The organism is Deinococcus aestuarii (assembly GCF_018863415.1).
GTDB classification, from domain to species: Bacteria; Deinococcota; Deinococci; order Deinococcales; family Deinococcaceae; genus Deinococcus; species Deinococcus aestuarii.
Genome location: NZ_JAHKSN010000038.1, coordinates 1 through 19,347 on the forward strand (window position 1 = coordinate 1; position 19,347 = coordinate 19,347).

At 67.7% G+C, this 19,347-nt stretch carries 19 protein-coding genes and 1 rRNA gene; 7 read left to right on the forward strand and 13 right to left on the reverse strand.

Translation table 11 applies throughout. From position 1 onward, the window contains the following. The first annotated feature begins 174 nt into the window (after positions 1-174). The 3 genes from IC605_RS24070 (at position 175) to IC605_RS24080 (ending at position 2,440) form a co-directional block, all read left to right on the forward strand. The gene (locus IC605_RS24070; protein ID WP_216329772.1) at positions 175-867 is read left to right on the forward strand and encodes an SCO family protein; all 693 of its coding nucleotides are present in this window, start codon (positions 175-177) and stop codon (positions 865-867) included. Between the two features lie 122 nt (positions 868-989). Continuing rightward, entirely contained in the window at positions 990-1,988 is a 999-nt protein-coding gene (ruvB, locus tag IC605_RS24075; protein WP_216329773.1) for a Holliday junction branch migration DNA helicase RuvB, read from the forward strand. 95 nt (positions 1,989-2,083) lie between these two features. Then, a complete protein-coding gene (locus tag IC605_RS24080; RefSeq protein ID WP_216329774.1) occupies positions 2,084-2,440 on the forward strand; it encodes an ArsC/Spx/MgsR family protein in 357 nt (118 codons plus the stop codon). A 6-nt stretch (positions 2,441-2,446) separates the two neighbouring features. Here IC605_RS24080 and IC605_RS24085 read toward each other — a convergent pair whose 3' ends face one another. The 4 genes from IC605_RS24085 to IC605_RS24100 all read right to left on the reverse strand — a co-directional run bounded on the left by IC605_RS24085 (position 2,447) and on the right by IC605_RS24100 (position 7,385). Then, positions 2,447-3,343 (reverse strand): alpha/beta fold hydrolase, encoded by an 897-nt coding sequence (locus tag IC605_RS24085; RefSeq protein WP_216329775.1) that lies wholly within the window; start codon positions 3,341-3,343, stop codon positions 2,447-2,449. A gap of 37 nt (positions 3,344-3,380) precedes the next feature. Then, the gene (locus IC605_RS24090) at positions 3,381-4,493 is read right to left on the reverse strand and encodes an acyltransferase (RefSeq protein WP_216329777.1); all 1,113 of its coding nucleotides are present in this window, start codon (positions 4,491-4,493) and stop codon (positions 3,381-3,383) included. Positions 4,494-4,569: 76 nt separating this feature from the next. Further along, positions 4,570-5,316, reverse strand: a complete 747-nt coding sequence (locus IC605_RS24095; RefSeq protein ID WP_216329779.1) for an SDR family oxidoreductase — start codon at positions 5,314-5,316, stop codon at positions 4,570-4,572. 8 nt (positions 5,317-5,324) lie between these two features. Next, positions 5,325-7,385: a molybdopterin oxidoreductase family protein gene (locus IC605_RS24100; RefSeq protein WP_216329781.1), complete on the reverse strand. Its 2,061-nt coding sequence runs from the start codon at positions 7,383-7,385 to the stop codon at positions 5,325-5,327. Positions 7,386-7,558: 173 nt separating this feature from the next. Here IC605_RS24100 and IC605_RS24105 point away from each other — a divergent pair, with 173 nt between their 5' ends. From IC605_RS24105 to pnp, 3 genes are all read left to right on the forward strand, one after another. Further along, positions 7,559-9,457: a site-specific DNA-methyltransferase gene (locus IC605_RS24105; protein ID WP_216329783.1), complete on the forward strand. Its 1,899-nt coding sequence runs from the start codon at positions 7,559-7,561 to the stop codon at positions 9,455-9,457. 3 nt (positions 9,458-9,460) lie between these two features. After that, positions 9,461-12,154: a restriction endonuclease gene (locus tag IC605_RS24110; RefSeq protein ID WP_216329785.1), complete on the forward strand. Its 2,694-nt coding sequence runs from the start codon at positions 9,461-9,463 to the stop codon at positions 12,152-12,154. Positions 12,155-12,231: 77 nt separating this feature from the next. Then, positions 12,232-14,400, forward strand: a complete 2,169-nt coding sequence (gene pnp / locus IC605_RS24115) for a polyribonucleotide nucleotidyltransferase (RefSeq protein WP_216329787.1) — start codon at positions 12,232-12,234, stop codon at positions 14,398-14,400. A 94-nt stretch (positions 14,401-14,494) separates the two neighbouring features. Here the strand turns inward: pnp and IC605_RS24120 are convergent, their stop codons facing one another. Together IC605_RS24120 and IC605_RS24125 are read right to left on the reverse strand one after the other, a co-directional pair. Further along, entirely contained in the window at positions 14,495-14,926 is a 432-nt protein-coding gene (locus IC605_RS24120; protein WP_216329789.1) for a hypothetical protein, read from the reverse strand. 21 nt (positions 14,927-14,947) lie between these two features. Continuing rightward, complete coding sequence (locus tag IC605_RS24125; RefSeq protein ID WP_216329791.1) at positions 14,948-15,196, reverse strand: hypothetical protein; 249 nt, start codon at positions 15,194-15,196, stop codon at positions 14,948-14,950. A 33-nt stretch (positions 15,197-15,229) separates the two neighbouring features. On the opposite strand from IC605_RS24125, the gene IC605_RS24130 reads away from it, so the two are divergent. Continuing rightward, complete coding sequence (locus IC605_RS24130) at positions 15,230-15,544, forward strand: hypothetical protein (protein WP_102125780.1); 315 nt, start codon at positions 15,230-15,232, stop codon at positions 15,542-15,544. Between the two features lie 69 nt (positions 15,545-15,613). On the opposite strand, the gene IC605_RS24135 is transcribed toward IC605_RS24130, so the two are convergent. From IC605_RS24135 to IC605_RS24165, 7 genes are all read right to left on the reverse strand, one after another. Next, the gene (locus IC605_RS24135; RefSeq protein WP_246581256.1) at positions 15,614-16,081 is read right to left on the reverse strand and encodes a hypothetical protein; all 468 of its coding nucleotides are present in this window, start codon (positions 16,079-16,081) and stop codon (positions 15,614-15,616) included. Between the two features lie 80 nt (positions 16,082-16,161). Then, positions 16,162-16,659, reverse strand: coding sequence for a 2-amino-4-hydroxy-6-hydroxymethyldihydropteridine diphosphokinase (folK, locus tag IC605_RS24140; RefSeq protein WP_216329795.1), 498 nt, complete (start codon positions 16,657-16,659; stop codon positions 16,162-16,164). Further along, complete coding sequence (gene folB, locus IC605_RS24145; protein WP_216329797.1) at positions 16,659-17,018, reverse strand: dihydroneopterin aldolase; 360 nt, start codon at positions 17,016-17,018, stop codon at positions 16,659-16,661. The genes folK and folB overlap by 1 nt, the downstream gene beginning before the upstream one ends. 46 nt (positions 17,019-17,064) lie before the next feature. Next, positions 17,065-17,871: a dihydropteroate synthase gene (gene folP / locus IC605_RS24150; protein WP_425514245.1), complete on the reverse strand. Its 807-nt coding sequence runs from the start codon at positions 17,869-17,871 to the stop codon at positions 17,065-17,067. Positions 17,872-17,965: 94 nt separating this feature from the next. Then, on the reverse strand, positions 17,966-18,757 hold the full coding sequence (locus IC605_RS24155) for an ImmA/IrrE family metallo-endopeptidase (RefSeq protein ID WP_216329801.1): 792 nt from the start codon (positions 18,755-18,757) through the stop codon (positions 17,966-17,968). A 157-nt stretch (positions 18,758-18,914) separates the two neighbouring features. After that, positions 18,915-19,169 carry an acyl-CoA-binding protein gene (locus IC605_RS24160; RefSeq protein ID WP_216329799.1) on the reverse strand — a complete coding sequence of 85 codons (255 nt, stop codon included), beginning with the start codon at positions 19,167-19,169 and terminating at the stop codon, positions 18,915-18,917. A 116-nt stretch (positions 19,170-19,285) separates the two neighbouring features. Then, positions 19,286-19,347, reverse strand: a 16S ribosomal RNA gene (locus IC605_RS24165); the annotation flags it as partial.

Below are 19,347 nucleotides of genomic sequence, written 5' to 3' on the forward strand. Positions count from 1 at the left end.
GAACTCGCCAGGTGTCAGCCCCACCAGCCGCTCGAAGGAACGTGCTCGGGACTTCAGCTTCTCCAGCCGCAACACCCCTGAACCTACCCGCTCCTACCTCTACTGCGCAACAAGTCTTGAGAGCTGAAAGCTCCTGGGACACCCCGCCCCCCTCCCCCGCCCTAGCCTGCCCCCATGAAGTGGCTGACCGCCGTGCTCCTCGCCCTCGCCGCAGCGCTGGGAGGGCTGCTCCTCTACCGCAACGCCTCGTCGACCCCGACGGGCGGGACGGCCCTCGACACGCCGATTCCCCTCCCCGCGCTGCGGCTGGTCAATGAGCGGGGACAGGCGGCGAACCTTCAGGACTCGGGCGGGCGGGTGCGGCTCGTCTTCTTCGGCTTCGCGCGCTGCCCGGACGTGTGCCCGGCGACGCTGGCCCGGCTCAAGAACGACCTCTCCGGGCTGACGCCCGCCCAGCGGGAGCGGATACAGGTGCAACTCGTCTCCGTCGACCCCGAACACGACCTGCCCAGCGTGCTGCGCGACTACCTGGGCCGCTTCGACCCGAGCTTCACCGGCCTGACCGGGAACGCGGCCAGCATCGACGAGGCCGCGCGGGTCATGTTCGTGGCGAATATCGCGCCCCTGCCCGAGCCCGAGGATCACGGCGGCCATGAGGCACACGCGGGCGCAGGGGCCCAGGAGGCTCCCGGCGACCACAGCGACGAGGTGCCCGGCGGGGCCAACGTCGCCGCCCGCGTCCACGGCGATCAGGTCAGCGTGGTGGACACCCGGGGGCGTTTCGTCCGGGTGTACGGCAACGCGAACGTGATCAGCGGGGAACTGGAGCGCGACCTCCCCGCCCTGATCCGCCTGTACGGCAGTTGAGGCGTCAGCCCCTCTTCCCGTTGAACGTCTTTTTCGGGTTCCGACCGGAGGACGGGCGGCCAGGCGACGGGCCGATGATCGTACCTCGCTCCTCTTTTTCGGAAATAGCGTAATATACCCGCATGACTGAAGTGAACGACCCCGCCCTGCGGCCCAAGACGCTGACGGAATACGTCGGCCAGGAGCGGCTCAAGGAGAAGATGACGGTGTATCTCCAGGCCGCCAAGGGCCGCCGGGAGGCGCTCGACCACACGATGCTCTTCGGCCCGCCCGGGCTGGGCAAGACGACGCTGGCGCACATCATCGCGCATGAGCTGGGGGTGAACATCCGCGTCACCTCGGGTCCGGCCATCGAGAAGCCGGGGGACCTCGCCGCCATCCTCACGAACAGTCTGGAAGAGGGCGACGTGCTGTTCATCGACGAGATTCACCGCCTGGGCCGGGTGGCGGAGGAACACCTCTACCCCGCGATGGAGGACTACAAGCTCGACATCGTGCTGGGGCAGGGCCCGGCGGCCAGGACCATCGAGCTGCCGCTGCCACGCTTCACGCTGGTGGGGGCGACCACCCGCCCGGGGCTGATCACCGCACCGATGCGCTCGCGCTTCGGCATCATCGAGCACCTGGAGTACTACACGCCCACCGAGATCGGCACCAACCTGCTGCGCGACGCCCGCCTGCTGGGCTTCGGGCTGACCGAGGACGCCGCCGTGGAGATCGGCGCCCGGTCGCGCGGCACGATGCGTATTGCCAAGAGGTTGCTGCGCCGCGTACGCGACTACGCCGAGGTTGCGGGCGAGAAGACTATTGAGCTGCCCCGCGCGCTCGACGCCCTCGACCGCCTGGGGCTGGACTCGGCGGGCCTGGACGACCGCGACAAGAAGTACCTGGAGACGCTGATTCACCGTTTCGCGGGCGGGCCGGTGGGCGTGGACACCCTCGCCACCGCCATCAGCGAGGACGCCCTGACGCTGGAGGACGTGTACGAGCCGTACCTGATCCAGCTCGGCTTCATCAAGCGCACCCCCCGGGGCCGCGTCGCCACCGCCCACGCCTACGACCACCTGGGGCTGCCGGTGGGTGGACGGGACGAGGACGGGGTGGGGGTGTACACGAACTGAAGCTTTCAGCGGTCAGCTCTCAGCAAACACAGGCTCCCGGCTCTCGCCGCCGGGGGCTTTTTTGCTGACGGCTGACCGCTCGCTACACTCCCCCCATGCCCGACCCTCAGGTTCAGATGTTCGGCCTCAAGAAGAGTGCGGCCACCCGCGCCGCCGAGCGCTTTTTCAAGGAACGGCGGGTCAAGATTCACTTCGTCGATCTGGCGGCCAAGCCCATCGCCAGGGGGGAATTGACCCGCTTCGTGCAGAAGTTCGGCCTGAACGCCCTGCTGGACACGGGGGGCAAGGCGTACGAGCGCAGCAACCTCGCCTACCTCCGCACGACCGAAGACGCCATTATCAATCGGATCATCGAGACGCCGGAGCTGCTGCGCCTGCCCCTGGTGCGCGGCGGCAAGGTGCTGACGGTGGGCGAGGACCCGGAGGGCTGGACGCGGATGCTGGAGGGGTGAGCGACCCTAGTTGCCCTCGCCCGACGGACGGGGAAGGGCGCCCTGATCAGGCGTGACCCTCTGCTCCAGACGGCCCAGGAAGGTCAGCATCTCGTTCACGAGGGCGTCGCCGAAGTGCGAGCCGCCGAGGTGCGGGCCGGTCAGGCGCACGAGGCGGCTGTGGTCGGAGGTATTCCGCGAGAAGAGCGCCTCGCCGTTGCGCGCGAACGACACAACCTGATCCTCCGGGCTGCCCGCGACGAGGACCGGAAGCTGGGTTGCCTGCGGCCCGGTGAAGAACTCGGCCGGGTCCCGCCTGGGGGGGAGCGGCGCGAGCAGGCTGACCCCGTGGGCCGTGCCGATGTCGGCCCGAAAGGTGGCGTTGCTTCCCTTCCAGGCGTCGTTCAGGTTCACCTGCGCGTCGAGCAGGATCACGCCCGACACCGGATACACGGGAAGATACGCCGTGAGCAGGGCGGGCAGGCCGCCCATCGAGTACCCGAAGTTGTAGGTGCGCCCGTTGAAGGGGAAGGTGCGGATGGCCCGCGAGCGCATGTCCGCGAGGTAGGTCAGGGCCTGCGGCGCCCCCCAGGTCGTCGCCCCCGCGTCGTTGCTCACGAGGACCGCGTACCCGGCGCCCAGCAGCCGCGCGTATAGGGAGCGCAGGTGCGGGCGGGTCAGGCTGACCTCGGCGGTCATCCCGCGCGAGTGCGAGACGATCACCAGCGGGCAGGCGGGGGTGCACGCGGCGGGGCGGAACAGGAAGGCGTCGCCGAGCGGGTGCGGAAAGCGCAGGGCCTCGGGCAACGTGACCTCCGGGCCCGGCTGGGCCTGGGCCAGTGGGGACGTCCCCGTCGGCGGCACGGGAGGCGTGGCGGCGAGGGCGGCGGAGGACAGGAGGAGGGAGAGCACCACGCGCTTCATCGCGGCAGAGACTAACAGAAGCCGGGAGACGGCGACGTCAGCGACCGAACAGCCAGCGGGACAGCGCCTTGCCCTCCAGCCGCCGCGCGATCAGGATGGGGATGCCCAGCGCAATGAGCCCGTACCCGGCGAGCACGACGAGGAACAGGGCCGGACTCCCCGGAAAGCCCACCCGTTCCAGAAACCACAGCACCGCCGGGTGCAGCAGGTAGATTTGCAGGCTCACCGTGCCCAGGTAGACGAGGGCCCCTCTCCACCGCGTCTGGAAGGGGGCCAGCACCTGCGCCAGCCCGAACAGGGCAAGCACCGCCGCCGCCGTGAAGGTCCAGTTCGCCGCGCTGTAGGTCACGCTGCTCACCCGCGCGCCCTGGAGCAGCGCCACCGCGACGGGCACGTACCACGCCAGCGCCAGCACGGCAGCGCCCACGAACCACCACCGCCAGCGAGCCCACAGCGCCTCGAACAACCCCGCGTTCGCGCCGAAGTACATGCCCAGGGTGATGGACGGGATGTACCACAGCGCCATCGTGCCGGGGAAGCGGAAGTTGAGGACACCCGTGCGGTTGAGCCAGAACACCAGGCCTTGCAACGCGAAGGCGACGACCAGCACCCCCAGGAACGGCCAGCGCCGCCGCCACAGGGGAAGCAGCAGCGGCAGCACGAGGTAGAACTGGAGGACGATCAGGAGGAAGTAGAGGTGGAAGTACCCCTTGCCGTACTGCACCCACACCTGCCAGCGCTCCGGGTCGGCGAGGACCGAGGGGGGGTCCTGACGGGTAACGACCCGGAAGAGTATGTAGAGCACCGTCCACAGCAGGTACGGCAGCAGCGCCGTGCGGATGCGGGCCGCGTAATACTTCCCGAGGTCGAGGCGCCGCATCGCCGAGCGGATGAGCACCAGCGCCGTCATGAAGACGAAGGCGGGCACCACGAAGTGCAGGCTGCGGTTGATGACGGCGATGCCGAGGCTCAGGGTCGAGCCCGCCTCCGCGTGCCGCAGGGCGAGGCCGGTGAGGTGGTGCGCCACGACCGCGACAATCGCCATTCCCCGGAACACGTCCACGGCCGGGAGGCGGGACCCGGCGTCACTGCGCCCCTCCGGCACCGTGGTGGGAGCGGCGGAGGCGTCGGTGGCGGAGGGCGTGGTCATGGGCGGGGCTCAGTATAGGGATGAGCTTCGGGGCCGGGAGGCGACGGGAGACCGGGACGAACCGGGGGCACCGGGGTCAGCGCCCGCCTCCCACGTCCAGCAGCGCCCCGGTGACGTAGCTCGCCTCGTCCGAGAGGAGCCACAGGATGGCCCGGGCGACCTCCTCCGGGCTGCCGCCGCGCTCCATCGGGATGCCGGAGGCCAGCCGGGTAACACGATCCGGCTCACCTCCCAGGGCGTGAATTTCGGTCTCGATGATTCCGGGGCGCACCGCGCAGACCCGGATGCCCTCGGCGGCCACCTCGCGCGCCAGGCCGACCGTCAGCGTATCGACCGCTCCCTTGGAGGCCGCGTAATCGACGTACTCGCCCGGCGACCCCAGCACGGCGGCGCGCGACGAGACGTTGACGATCACGCCGCCCGCGCCCCCGCGCCGGGTGGACATGCGGCGCACCGCCGCCCCCGCACACAGGAAGCTGCCGATCACGTTGGTCGTCAGGACCCGGGAGAGCCGGGCCGCGTCCATCCCGTCCACCCGCGTCTGCCGCTCCAGCACGCCCGCGTTGTTCACCAGCGCCGTGACCCGGCCCAGCCCCGCCTCCACCTCCTCGAACAGCCGCTCCACGTCCTCCTCGCGCCCCACGTCGCCCTGCACCGCGAGGGCGCGGCCACCCGCCCGCTCGATGTCCCGCACGACCTCCCCTGCCGCCTCGGCGTCCTGCCGGTAGTTCACCCCCACCGCGTAGCCCTGAAACGCCGCGAGGCGGGCCGTGGCCGCGCCGATGCCCCGGCTCCCGCCCGTGATGAGGACAACCCTGGTCATGGCCCAGCTTAACGGGGAACGAACCCCTCCCCCTCAACACCCGCCTCGATCCGGACCCGCGTGTTGTGAAAGGTGCTGCCCGCGCCCAGGTCGGTCAGCGTCTGAGCCGTCAGCGCGTTGATGCTCGTGCCGTCGGGCGCCGAGAGCCCCCACCACGTCCCCTCCACCACGGCGACGCCGGGCTGGGCCGCCTCCGTCACCTTCACCCGGCGCAGGGCCCGCCCCACCTCGCTCCGAATCACCGCGCGGTCGCCGTCGCTCAGGCCGTACGCCTCGGCGTCCTCGGGGTGAACGAGAACCTGGGGTTCGCTCCCCTCGGCCCGGTTGAGGCGGTCCAGGTTGCCGTAGGTGCTGTTCAGGAAGTGGTGCGCGGGCGGGGTGAGCAGGCGCAGCGGGTAGTCGGCGTTGAGTTGCGCCTGGGGCTCGCGGTGCTGGGGGGCGGGTGAGAGTTCCACCTTCCCGCTCGGCGTCGGGGCGCCGTGGGCGTAGGGCAGGTACACCTCGGGCAGATTGAGGTGAACCGTGCCCTCGGCCTTGAGCCGCTCGGGGGTGACTCCCGCGAGGTGGGGATGATCCGTCGCCAGCACCTCGCGCATCAGGTCGTCCACCGTCCAGTACACGCTCGGCTCAGTGACGCCCAGGCGGCGGGCGAGTTCCCGGAAGACCCAGGTGTTGGGCCGGGTCTCGCCGGGGGCCTCCAAGACAGCCTCGTTGTAGCCGAGCCAGTGGTGCCCATAGCTGGGGTACACGTCGGGGTGCTCCATGAAGGTCGTCGCGGGCAGAACGTAATCGGCCAGCCGCGCCGTCTCGGTCATCGCCTGTTCGAGGACGACGACGAGGAGGTCGTCACGCATCAGCCCCGCCCGTACTCGGCCCGAATCCGGCGCGACGACGGCAGGATTGCAGTTGTAGACGACGACGGCACCGAACCCGGCTTCCGGCGCGAGGGCGTTCGCCAGCTCGTTCATGTTGACGTGCGGCGTCTCGGGCTTGACGAGATGCGCGCCCCCCAGCCGGGTGCGGTTCAGCGCGAAAGCCCCACTCGTGCTCAGGACGACGCCCCCGCCCCGGTGCCGCCAGTCGCCCGTCAGCGCGGAGATCAGGGTGACGGCGCGCAGGTTCGTCCCGCCGTTCTCGTGCCGGGTCATCCCATAGCCCACCCGGATATACGTGGGCCGCGTGGTGCCGATGGCGTGGGCGAGGTCGCGCACCTCCTCCACGGTCAGGCCGGTGACCTCCGCCGTGCGCTCGGGCGTCCATTCCGAGGCCGCCTCGCGCAGCTCCTCCACCCCCTGCGTCGCCTCGGCGATGTACGTCTCGTCCGTCCAGCCGTGGGCGAAGAGTTCGTGCATCACCCCCAGGGCGAGGGCCGCGTCGGTGCCGGGCCTGAGCTTGAGGTGGGTGTCGGCGTACTGGCTCGTGCGGTTGCGGTAGGGGTCGATGTGGATGATGCGCGCACCGTTCTTGCGCGCCGCCGTCATCTGCGGGGTGAGGTGGATGTTCGTGCTCAGCGAGTTGATGCCCCACAGGATGATCAGGCGGGCGTGCGGCACGTCGAGGGGATCGACCCCGTAGCGCGGACCGTAGCCCACCTGCCACGCCGCCGAGCCCGCCGTCGCGCAGATCGTCTCGTCGAGTTCGGGGGTGCCCAGCGCGCGCCACAGCGTATGGGCGTGCGAGTTCTCCATCAGCCCCATCGTGCCCGCGTAGTGGTAACGCAGGATGGAGGCGGGGCCGCGCGTGTCGAGCAGCGTCCTCAGCCGGGCGGCGATGTCGTCCAGCGCCTCGTCCCAGGTCACGCGCTCGAAGCGGGGCTCGGGGTCGGTCTTGGGGTTGACGCGCCGCAGCGGGTACAGCGGACGGTCGGGGTGGTTCTGCCGCGCCGGGTAGTGGACGGTCTTGGCGCAGGCGAAACCCCGCGTGTAGGGGTGGTCCGCGTCGCCCGTGAGTTTCACCGCGCGCTCCACGCCATCCTCGCCACGCGCCAGGGTCACCCGCAGGCGGCAGGCGTCCGGGCAGTCGAGGGGGCAGGTGAGGAACACGTCGCGGGTGGGGGCGGGCGCGGTCATAGGGGCAGGATAGCGGCCTTCCTCCCGCCTTCATCTGTTCGCCGTACACTATCGGATCAGTGGGCTGACTGCCTGAAGGGGCCCGCTCCGGCGCGTTCTGCACATCCTGTGGGCTATGAGGGCTGGAAGATTTGCTCCGAAAGCCGCGCTTCTTCCCTCTACACTGAAGCCACATGACCAAACTCCCCAGTACCAGCCCCAATCCGCTCCAGCAGCGGCTGGAGGTCTTACAAACTCAGTTCCCGGAAATCTTTGCCGACGGCAAACTCAGCCTCCCCAAGCTTCAGGAACTCCTGGGCGAGAACGTGGACACCAGCCGTGAACGCTTCGGCCTCACCTGGGCGGGCCGGGCCGATGCTGTCCGTGCCCTTCAGAACGGCACCACGGCCACCCTGCGCCCCGAGCGGGAGCAGAGCCTGGAGTTCGATACCACCGGGAACCTGATTCTGGAAGGCGACAACTTGGAGGTGCTTAAGCTCCTTCAGCACGCCTACCACCGTCAGGTCAAGCTGATTTACATCGACCCGCCGTACAACACGGGCAACGACTTCGTGTATCCCGACGATTTCCGGGACGGTGCTCGCGCCTACCGGCGCTTCAGTGGGCAGGTGGACGAGGACGGCAACGCCACCACCACCGACCAGGGCAGCGGCGGGCGGATGCACAGTCGTTGGCTGAGCATGATGTACCCACGCCTCCAACTCGCCAAGAGCCTGCTGCGCGACGACGGCGTGATCTTTATCAGCATCGACGATAATGAACTAGCAAACTTGCGCCTGGTGATGGATGAGATTTTCGGGCCGGAGAACTTTCTGGCTACGGTGGTTTGGCAAAAAAAGTACGCGACGGCGAATGATACTACGGATTTTTCCTATACACATGAATATCTAGTGTCCTACTCTAAGACCCGCATCTTGAACAGCAGCGGCAAGGCCGTGGAAACTTTGCAGCGTATGGGCCGGACAGAGGAGCAGAACAAGCTTTACAAAAATCCTGACAATGATCCGCACGGCCTGTGGATGTCGGACAACTATACTTGTAATAAGTCGGCTGAGCAGCGCCCTAATTTGTATTATGCCATTGAGCAGCCAAGCACAGGAGAGGAAATCTGGCCCGACCGCTCTGCGGTATGGCGCTACAGCAAGGAAAAGCATATCCAAAATGAGAGGGAGGGGCGCGTTTGGTGGGGGGCGAACGGCAATAACACAACACCCCGTTATAAGCGTTACCTATCCGAAGTAGGCGACGTAGTTTCCAACACCTGGTGGGAGTACGAGGACGTAGGCCATACCGACGAGGCTAAGAAGGAGTTCAAGGCTTTGTTTCCTGCTGATGGAGACGCCTTCGATACGCCCAAGCCCGTGCGCCTGATGAAGCGATTGCTCGAACTGGGAACGACGCCCGAAGGCGATGAGGAAACTGGCGAGGGGCATCTGGTGATGGACTTCTTCGCGGGTTCCGGCACCGTCGGACAGGCCGTCATGGAAAAGAACGTGGAGGACAGTGGCAACCGCCGTTTTATCCTCGTCCAGCTTGACCAGGCCACCAAGAACACCAACTACCCCACCATTACCAGCGTCACGCGGGCGCGAGTGCGGAAGGTTGGGGAGTCCAAGCGGGCAGCCGTGAACGGCTCGCTGGGCATGGAAGGTGCCCTCGACCTGGGCTTCCGGGCCTTCCGCTGGGACACCAGCAACTTCAAGCAGTACGATCCGCACGCCGAAGACCAGATGGAGATGCTGAGGGCTTTGCAGCAGAACGTGCTGGAGGGCCGCAGCGCCGAGGATCAACTGTTCGAAATCCTGCTCCGGGCGGGCCTGCCGCTGTCCAGCCGTTACGAGGTGGTGCAGGTGAACGGGCAGGACGTGTACAGCGTGCAAAGCGGCAAGCTGCTGATCTGCCTAGCGCGGCCCATCCACGAGGGCACCCTACGTGCCATGCTCACCCACTCGCCCAGGCCAGAGCAGGTGGTGTGCCTGGACGTGGCCTTCGAGTCCGAAAATCCCGATGCCGTCAAGATGAACATCGTCTCCGAGATGCGCGACCACGGCATTCAGTTCAGAACGGTGTAAAGCGTGACCGTCAAAATCAAGTTCGACCCTAACCAGGATTATCAACTGGACGCCGTGCAGAGCGTCGTGGACGTATTCGCGGGGCAGTTGGCGGGGCTGTCGGGCCAGGGTGCATCCCTCACGGACGACGCGCTGTTCGAGCTGCCCAGTGTGCAGAACGTGGTTACGCTGACCGCAGAAGACCTGCTTGCCAACATTCAGGCCGTGCAGGAGCGGAACGGTCTTCCTCAGAGTGAGGCCCTGACAGAGACCACCGCCGAGGGCGAGCCGTCCGTCACGCTCAACCTGAACGTGGAAATGGAGACGGGGACGGGCAAAACCTACGTCTACCTGCGGACCATCTATGAGCTGAACAAGCAGTACGGCCTGACCAAATTCGTGATTGCCGTGCCGTCCATTGCCATCCGTGAGGGTGTGCTCTCCAGCCTGCGCCTGACCGAAGACCACTTCAAGCTGCTGTATGGGGCCGTGCCTGTGGATTCCTGGATTTACGACTCCCGGCAAGTGTCCAGGCTCCGGCAGTTCGCCAGCAGCCGTGACATTCAAATTCTAATTATCAACGTGTCGGCCTTCGACAAGGACAGCAACCTGCTGTACCGACAGGACGACAATTTGAACGGTCTCGCGCCCATCGACTTCATTCAGTCGGCGCGTCCGGTGGTCATCGTGGACGAGCCGCAGAACTTCGAGGGCGAGCAGGCCCGGCGCGGTCTGGCCCGCCTGCGCCCGTCGGCGCTGATCCGCTACTCCGCGACCCACCGGACGGCCTTCAACACTGTGTACAAGCTGGGGCCAGTGCAGGCCTACGACCTGCGGCTGGTCAAACAGATTGAGGTGCTATCGGTGCTGGACGCCGAGGACTTCAACAAGCCTTACATCAAGCTGGTGTCGGTTACGCCCGGCAAATCCACCGTCAAGGCGAAGGTCGAGATCGACACCTGGGCGAACCTGAAAGGAAGCCCCGCCATCAAGCGCAAGACGGTTCCCATTGGTAAGGACAGCGACCTGTTTGCGCTGTCCGGCGGGCGTGAGGTGTACCGGGATTTCACGGTGACGGACATTTCCGTGGACGACGGTATTGAATTTGGCAACGGTCAGTTTCTGGTGCCGGGCCAGACCGTCGGCGTGGACCCGGACGACCTGATGCGGGCGCAGGTGTTCGAGACGGTGCGCGAGCACCTGCGCCGCGAGTTGCGCCTGTCGCGGCTACCCGCCGGGGAGCGCCTGAAGGTGCTGTCCCTATTCTTTATCGACCGTGTGGCGAACTACCGGGGTGAGGACGCCAAGATCAGGCGGTTTTTCGAGCAGGCTTACACCGAGCTGAGCCAAGAGGACCGATTTAAGGCGCTCAAGTTACCGCCCCTCAATCAGGTTCACGCCGCGTACTTCGCGGAGGACCGCAGCGGCAATGCCAGGGACACGCGCGGCGACTCGCAGGCGGACGCGGACGCCTACGAAAAGATCATGCGGGACAAGGAAAAGTTGCTGTCCCTGGACGAACCTCTGCGGTTTATCTTCTCACACTCTGCCCTCCGCGAGGGGTGGGACAACCCCAACGTGTTTCAGATTTGCACCCTGAACGAGAGTCGCTCTGACGTGAAAAAGCGCCAGGAGATCGGGCGCGGCCTGCGGCTGCCGGTGCGCGAGAACGGTGAGCGTTCCACCGACGAGCAGGTGAACCGCCTGCTGATCGTCGCCAATGAGTCGTACAAGGACTTTGCCGGGGCCTTACAGCAAGAGATTGAGACCGACACGGGCGAGAAGGCGACCAAAGAGATCACCAAGAACGCCCGCGAGCGGCGCACCATCAAGTTCAAGAAAGAAGTGCTGCTGGACGAGAACTTTCAGGTGCTGTGGGAACGTATCAGGCCCAAGACGCGCTATAAGGTCAACTTCAACACCCCCAAGTTCGTCGAGGAGGCCGCTGAGCAGATTCGCAAACTGCCTGCTATTCATGCTCCTGCCTACAGCGTGCAGCGGGGCCGCATCGATACATTCAGGGATGGCGGTTCAGTCACCTTGACGGGTAGTGGTGAGGCGTCCATACAGGGCTACACGCCATTCATGCCGGATGTTCTGGGCCACCTTCAACGCGAAACGGAGTTGACCCGTTCGACGCTGGTGAGCGTTCTGGAAAAGAGCGGGCGCATGGATAGCTTCAAGCTCAACCCACAGAATTTCTTGGATATGGCCCTGCACAGTATCAAGTACGTCCTGCAAGGGGCGATGGTAGACGGGATCAAATACGAGCGCATCGGCGAGAACTACGACATGACGCAGTTCGAGAGCAGTGAGCTGGAAACTTACCTCGGCAAGACGCTGGACGTTCAGCACGGCATTTACGATGCCGTGGCCTACGATTCCGAGGTCGAGCGGCAGTTCGCGCAGGCCCTGGACGGGCGTGAGGACGTGAAGCTGTTCGTGAAACTGCCCAAGTGGTTCATCGTCCCCACGCCGCTGGGCAACTACGAGCCGGACTGGGCGGTGGTTATCGAGGACGCTGGGCAGGAGAAGCTGTACTTTGTCTGCGAAACCAAAAGCACCAAGGACTCGACCAAGCTCCGCAACTCGGAGAATCTGAAAATTGCGTGCGGGACCGAACACTTCCGTGAGTTGGGTGTGCCGTTCGTACTCGAAACTTCTGGCGAGGCGTTGACGGCTGATCAGGTGCGGCGTGCCTCCCGGCCTCCAGCCTAGGAGGTGAAGCGTCACACCTGATTTCTACCTGTCCTATCATCCCTTTTTCTTCCTCATCCGCAAGGTAGACTTCCCGGGTGATAGGCAAAACGTATACGACCATGCTCGGCGGACGGGAACTGAGCATCGAGACGGGCCGGCTGGCAAAGCTCGTCAGCGGCAGCGTCTCCCTGCGCTACGGCGACACCATGCTCCTGGTGACCGCCCAGGCACGGGACGACAAGAGCAATCTCGACTTTCTGCCCCTGACCGTCGAGTTCGAGGAACGGCACTACTCGGTGGGCAAGATTCCCGGCTCCTTCCACCGCCGGGAAGGCCGTCCCGGTGAGCGGGCGATCCTGTCGGCGCGTATCACCGACCGCCAGATTCGGCCCCTCTTCCCCAAGGGCTACCGCCATGAGACCCAGGTCATCATCACGGTGATCAGCGCCGACCAGCAGAACCTTCCCGACGTGCTGGGCCCTATCGGCGCCTCGGCGGCCCTCAGCATCAGCGACATTCCGTGGCAGGGGCCGACGGCCTGCGTCCGGGTGGGGCAGGTGGACGGCGAGTACGTCCTCAACCCGACCAGCGACCAGCTCACCCGCTCCACCCTCGACCTCGTGGTGGCGGGCACGAAGGAAGCCGTGATCATGGTCGAGGCGGGCGCGCAGGAGGTGGACGAGGAAACCCTGGTGGGCGCCATCGAGTTCGCGCACGCGGGGATGCAGGGCGTTCTCGACCTGATCGAGACCATGCGCGCCGAGCTGGGCCGCGAGAAGTTCAACTTCCTCGCCGACGGTGACCTCAGCCCCGACCTCGTGCCCGAACTCGCCGAGGCGGCGCGGGCGGAGGGCCTGCGGGACGCCCTGCTGACCACCAAGAAGAAGGACCGCAGCGCGAACCTCAAGGCGTTGCGCAACCGCCTGATCGAGGCCCGCGTGCCCGACTCCGGGGCCGAGGGGGCGAGTGAGCAGGTGCAGGCCCTCAAGGACGCCTTCGCCAAGGTGGAGAAGCAGGAACTGCGGCGCCTGATTATCGAGGAGGACCTGCGCGCCGACGGGCGCAACACGCGCACGGTGCGGCCCATCTGGATCGAGGTCCGTCCCCTGCCCCGCGCGCACGGCAGCGCGATCTTCACGCGCGGGGAGACGCAGGTGCTGGGCGTCGCCACCCTGGGCACCGAGCGCGACGAACTTCTGGTAGACGACCTGACCGCAGAGGAGAACGACCGCTTCCTGCTGCACTACAACTTCCCGCCGTACTCCACGGGTGAGGTCAAGCGCATGGGCGGCCAGTCCCGCCGCGAGGTGGGCCACGGCAACCTCGCCAAGCGCGCGATCCGGGCGGTCCTCCCCGCCTTCGACGACTTTCCCTACGTGATCCGCGTGGTAGGCGAGGTGCTGGAATCCAACGGGTCGTCGAGCATGGCGACGGTGTGTGCCGGGACGCTCGCGCTGATGGATGCGGGCGTGCCGCTGAGGGCGCCGGTCGCGGGCGTGGCGATGGGCCTGGTGATGGAGGGAGAACGCTACAAGATTCTCACCGACATCCTGGGGCTGGAGGACGCGCTGGGTGACATGGACTTCAAGGTCTGCGGGACGGCTCAGGGGGTCACGGCCCTGCAAATGGACATCAAGGTGGGCGGCATCACCCCTGCCGTGATGCGCGAGGCGCTCACGCAGGCCCGCGAGGCGCGGCTGCACATCCTGGGCAAGATGGCCGAGGTGCTGCCCGCGCCCAGGCCCGAACTCTCGCCCACCGCGCCGCGCATCCTGACCCTCAAGATCAACCCCGAGCTGATCGGCAAGGTGATCGGCCCCGGCGGCAAGCAGATTCGCGAGCTGGAGGCGATGGGCGCGCAGATCACGGTGGAGGAGGACGGCACGGTGCGCATCTTCAGCGCCGACGGCCAGGCCGCCGAGAACGTCCGCGCCCGCATCGAGGGCCTGACGAAGACCGCCCGCGTCGGCGAGGAGTACGAGGGCACGGTGGTCAAGACCGCCCCCTTCGGCGCCTTCGTCAACCTCTTCCCCGGTCAGGACGGGATGCTCCACATCTCGCAGATGAGCGAGCAGCGGGTGAACGCCGTCGAGGACGTGCTGAACGTGGGCGACAAGCTCCGCGTCAAGATCGCCAACATCGACGACCGCGGCAAGATCGACCTGATCCGCCCCGAGCTGGAGGGCAAGATCGCCCCGCGCGAACCCCGCCCGGCCCGTGCCGGGGGAGGCGACCGGGGACCACGCCCGCCGCGCCGGGATTGAACAGAGCGCAAGAGGAGTCGCCTATACAGGGGGCGGCTCTTCTGTTTTGTTAAGGCGCGCGGCGTGTCAAGGCACCGGGCCGCTACTTGTTCACTCAGTCGGCGGTGTGCCGGAACCGACCGAGGCCAACCGCATCAAACTCGTCCTGCCCGGCGGAACGAGGCACGCCCAAGAGCCGAAGCGCGTGGTTGATGGTGCCCGCCCCGTCCGAACACTCCGGGCCCATGACCTGCCGACCTTCCCGCCAGACGGCGGCCACTTGAGTCCGCGAACCGCCAAAGTAGTCGGCCTCCACGTACGCCACAACTCCAGACCGGGAAGCCTCTGCCAAGAACGTCTCCATTGATGCACTGAGCTTCCAGAAGGGGCCGGAGGTGCCCGGGTCGGCTTGCCCGAAGTGTTCGTCCAGAACTTCGTCTGTGATGGGAATGAGCGTGACGGCGTGCGGTAAAGAAATCGTCGGCAATCCGTGTTCGAAGCTGGCGGCCTGCGCGTCCAGCAAAACCGCCTCAAGCGTGTAGGCCATGTGGCCATGTGGCTTCCTTCCCTAATCCTCCCGCCCCGTGAACACCGCCAGCGCCGCCGCCGCGAGCGCCCCCACCGCGCCCACGGTGAGCGGCCCGTCCTGCCCGGCCAGAAAGGCCTCGATGGCGAGGACGAGGCCGAGTACGCTCACGCCCAGGGTGAGAAGAAGCACGATCCAGAGCGGCACGGGGGACTCCCCCCGACCCGAGAGGCGGGTGCCCCAGCCGAACCCCGCGAGGATCAGCAGCGCCGCGCCCAGCCAGCCGGTCATGCGTGCAGGATAGCCTGGGCTAGAATCCTGCCCATGAGGCCCGCCTACCTGACCGCCGCCCGCAGCCTGCAACTCGGGCGCGAGTGGGCGGTGGAGGGCGACCAGGACCGGGCCACCGACGCCTACGAGGAGGCGCTGGGCATCCTGCGTGCCCTGCCGCCCGAGCGCACGCGGGACGTGCTGCTCGCGCACACCCACCTCGCCTACTACCAGACGCTCGCGCTCTCGGGGGCCGCCGAGGGGCAGGAACACCTCCACCTCGGCGTGAGCTACGCCCGCTCCACCCGCGACCCCCTGGCCCGCGCCATCGCCGAGGAGTGCCTGAGCGGGCTCGACGTGGTGATCTAGGCGGGGACCCACGAGCACACGCCGCCCAGGTGGTCCCGGGGCGGCGTGTATCTGGGGAGGAGGCCCGCCCTACTGGGCGCCAGGAAGCTGAAGCTGGGCCACCGTGCGATTCTGGGCCTTGTCGTGCGTGCACTGCATCCCGAGCTGGCCGAGCACGGCCCTCTGGCCCTCGATACTGATGTTGGCGGGGGCGCTCAAGGTCCAGCCACCCTGCGCGGCAGCCTGGGTGTTGGCGACGATCTCGCTGGGCTCGGCGCCGATGTCGGCGTGCAGGTTCTGGTTGGGGCGCAGTTGGCCGGTCTGCTGGAGGACGCCCCGCAGGGTCTCCAGCTCCTGGGACTCCGCCAACTGTTCCCGGCACTCCTCGATGAATTTGAACTTGCTGATGCCGTTGGCCTCGGCGTCACTGTCATAGGGGTTGGTCCGGATGGTCAGGGCCGTCACGAAGCCCAGCAGCAGCACGCTCAGGACGATGGAAACCCACAGCAGGGTGCGCCCGAGCCCGCCGTGGCGTCTGGAGGAGGTCAGCTCGCTCATGTCAAGGCGCAGCATAGCGTGGACCGCCCCCGCCGACAGGGACGCTTGTTCCCCGACAGCCCTGTCACCCACCCGGTGCCCTACCACTCCGGCGCCGCGAGCGTGACGCCCTCCCGTCCCACCCGCGCGAGGGCCGATGCCACCGTCTCCCCGCTGCCGAGATGCGTGAGAGCCGGGTCGAGGTCGGCGAGCGGCGCGAGGACAAAGGCCCGCTCCCAGGCGCGCGGGTGCGGCAGCGTCAGCTCGGGCGTGTCCAGCACCTCGCGCCCGTAGAGAATCAGGTCGAGGTCGAGAGGACGCGCCTCCCACCGCTCCCGGCGAATCCGGCCCGCCTCCCGCTCGATCCCGTGCAGCGCCGCGAGGAGCGCGTCCGCTTCGAGCGCCGTGACGAGCCGGACGGCGGCATTGAGGTAATCGGGCTGACCGGGGGGACCGCCGACGGGGGCCGTGCGGTACAGGCCGCTCACGCCCGTCAGGGTGCCCAGCCGGGCGAGGCTGTCCCGTGCCCCGCGCAGGGTGCCGGGGGCGTCCCCCAGATTGGCCCCCAGCGCGACGAAGGCGACCTCGCCCCCCGCCATCACTCGCCCTGGCGCAGGGTCAGCTCGGCGTACACGTCCCGAAAGACGCCGGGCAGGGGCGCGAAAGGTTTGTGGACCCGCACCGTCACGCTCTCCAGCCGGGGGTGGTCGCGCAGCAGGCGCCGGGCGATCCGGTCCGCCAGCACCTCGATGAGCTTCCAGCGCTGGCCCGTGACCTCCTCGCAGATGGCGTCATAGGCGGCGGCGTAGTTCACGGCGGCGCCCAGCTCGTCGGAAATGCCCGCGAAGGTCCAGTGCAGCTCCGCGTCGATCACGAAGCGCGCTCCGAGCGCCGCCTCCGTCTCGTACACGCCATGCCGCGCGTGAAATTCCAGGCCCTCCAGAACGACGCGACTCATGGTGGGGATTGTAGCGGGCGGCGTCCTGCGGGCCGAGACCTGGGTCCTATGCCGAGTCGGCGGGTCTGTCGAGCGCCGATTGCACCCGCAGCGCCTGGACGTGTGCCCCCACCGCATGTGCCCGCACCAGCGCGGCCCCGTGCCTCGCCGCGTGCAGGTGCAGGGCGAGCGTGCCAGGGTCGCGCTCGGCCGCCTCGGGCACCCCCGCCAGCGTGTCGATCAGGCGTTTGCGGCTCACCCCCACCAGGACTGGGTGCGGCCCCGCCGTGAATTCCGGGAGGGCACGCAGCAGGGCGAGGTTGTGCGCGGGCGTCTTCCCGAAGCCCAGCCCGGGGTCGAGCAGGACGGAGGGAACGCCCGCCGCGAGGACTTCCCGTGACCGCTCGCGCAGGAAGGCGTGGACCTCCACCACCACGTCGTCGTAGTGCGGGGCGCGCTGCATGGTGCGCGGCTCGCCCCGCATGTGCATCACGCAGGCGGGGGCGCCCGAGTCGGCACACACCCGCCGCATGGCCGGGTCGCGCAGGCCGGTCACGTCGTTGACGAGGTGGGCTCCCGCCGCCAGGGCCGCCGCCGCCACCTCGGGCTTCATGGTATCCACGCTGAGAAGGACCCCCTCCCCCGAGAGTGCGCGGATCACCGGAAGCACGCGGCCCACCTCCTCGTCCACGGACACGGGGTCCGCGCCGGGCCGGGTGCTCTCGCCGCCCACGTCGATCATCAGGGCGCCCGCGTCGCGCATGGACCGCGCCTGCCTGAGCGCGGCCTCCAGGGTCGTGTGACGCCCGCCGTCGCTGAAGCTGTCGGGCGTGACGTTGAGCACACCCATCACGGCGCAGCCCCGCCACGTCACCTGCCAGCCGTCCGGCGTCCGTTCGCCGCCGGGAACCGCAAGCCCAAAGGTCAGGCGGTGGGTCCGCGCCGTCCAGTCGTCGGCCCCGGCCTCCTCAGCCCGCAGGGTCGTCCTCCCCTCCCCTGGCCGACCGCGCGGGCAGCGCGAAGCTCACGAGCACGCGCTGACGGTCGGGAAAGGCGTCCACATAGGCGGGCATCCGGCGCCCGGAACGAAAGGGCACGTAACTCTCCTGCGTGATGGGCAGGTGGGTGCTCAGCGCCACGGCGACCGGGTGATCCTCGGGGATGGGGGTGCCGGGACGCAGGCTGTACTTGACCCCGGGGGCGGCGGCGCTCGACCGCACCGTCAGCGCCTTGGCGGAGGGGGGGCGGGCCTCCTCATCGTCGCCCTCGGCCTCCACCCGGCTGACCGCGCACACGGCATACAGGATCGGCAGCGCGGTGCGCTCGGCCAGGGCGTAAAGCGCGCTGCTCGCGCTCACGTCCGCCCGGCGCGCGAGTTCGGCGAGGGCCCGGCCCGTCGGCCCGAACCGTGCCAGCACCTCGTCGATGAGGGCCTCGGGCATCAGCAGGGCGGCGGCTCCCACGTTGCACAGCGTCTCGATGACCTGCTCCAGCCGCTCGCCCTCGTAGGCGTCGTGCAGATCGCTGAGCAGGTCGTCGTCGTCGAGCAGCAGCGCGTGGCTGATCTCGTGGGCGAGCGTGAACCGCTGCCGCTCGGGCCGCACCCGGCTGTTGATCAGCACGACGCGGTGCTCTGGGTCGTAAGCCCCGTCGCGGTCGCCCATCGGCAGGAAGCGCAGCGTCGCGTCCAGGCCGCCCAGCAGGCTGTGGGTGTCCAGCCCCGGCAGCCTGCGCGCATAGGCGGCGGCCAATTCCCGCATCCGCGCCTTGGCGGTGGCCAGCGCGTTCACGTCGGACGTCTGCGAGGAAGGGGGGCCGGACGTCACCCCCGCAGCTTACCCCGCCGGGGCCCGCAGGCAAAGACGAGGCAGCAAGCAAGGGAGGCCAGCACGCGGCCAGCCTCCTCCCCGCGCAGGCTCAACCCCCAGCCTTGAGCGACTCTACCAGCACGACGTACCCCGCCCGGGCCTCTTCCTGGCTCTGGCCCCTGAGGGCAGCCCAGGCGTCATATTTGGCCCCACCCACGAAGTCGAAGCCACCGGGACGCGCTCCCGTTATGTCCCCGGCCGTGCCCTGTTTGTACAGGCCATACAGCCTGAGAAGCACGTCGTTTCCCGGCTTCCTGGGGAGGAGCCGGACATCCTGCTGAGCCTGCTCGAACGTGGAAGACATGGACAGAGTGTACCGGGTTCAAAGTTGTGAAGAGCCAAAAGCGCACACCCCCCGCGTGGGCGGGGGGTGTGGAATCAGCAGGAACAGGGAGATGAAGAGGGATGCGGAGCGTGTAGAAAGGAGGTGATCCAACCGCACCTTCCGGTACAGTTACCTTGTTACGACTTCACCCCAGTCA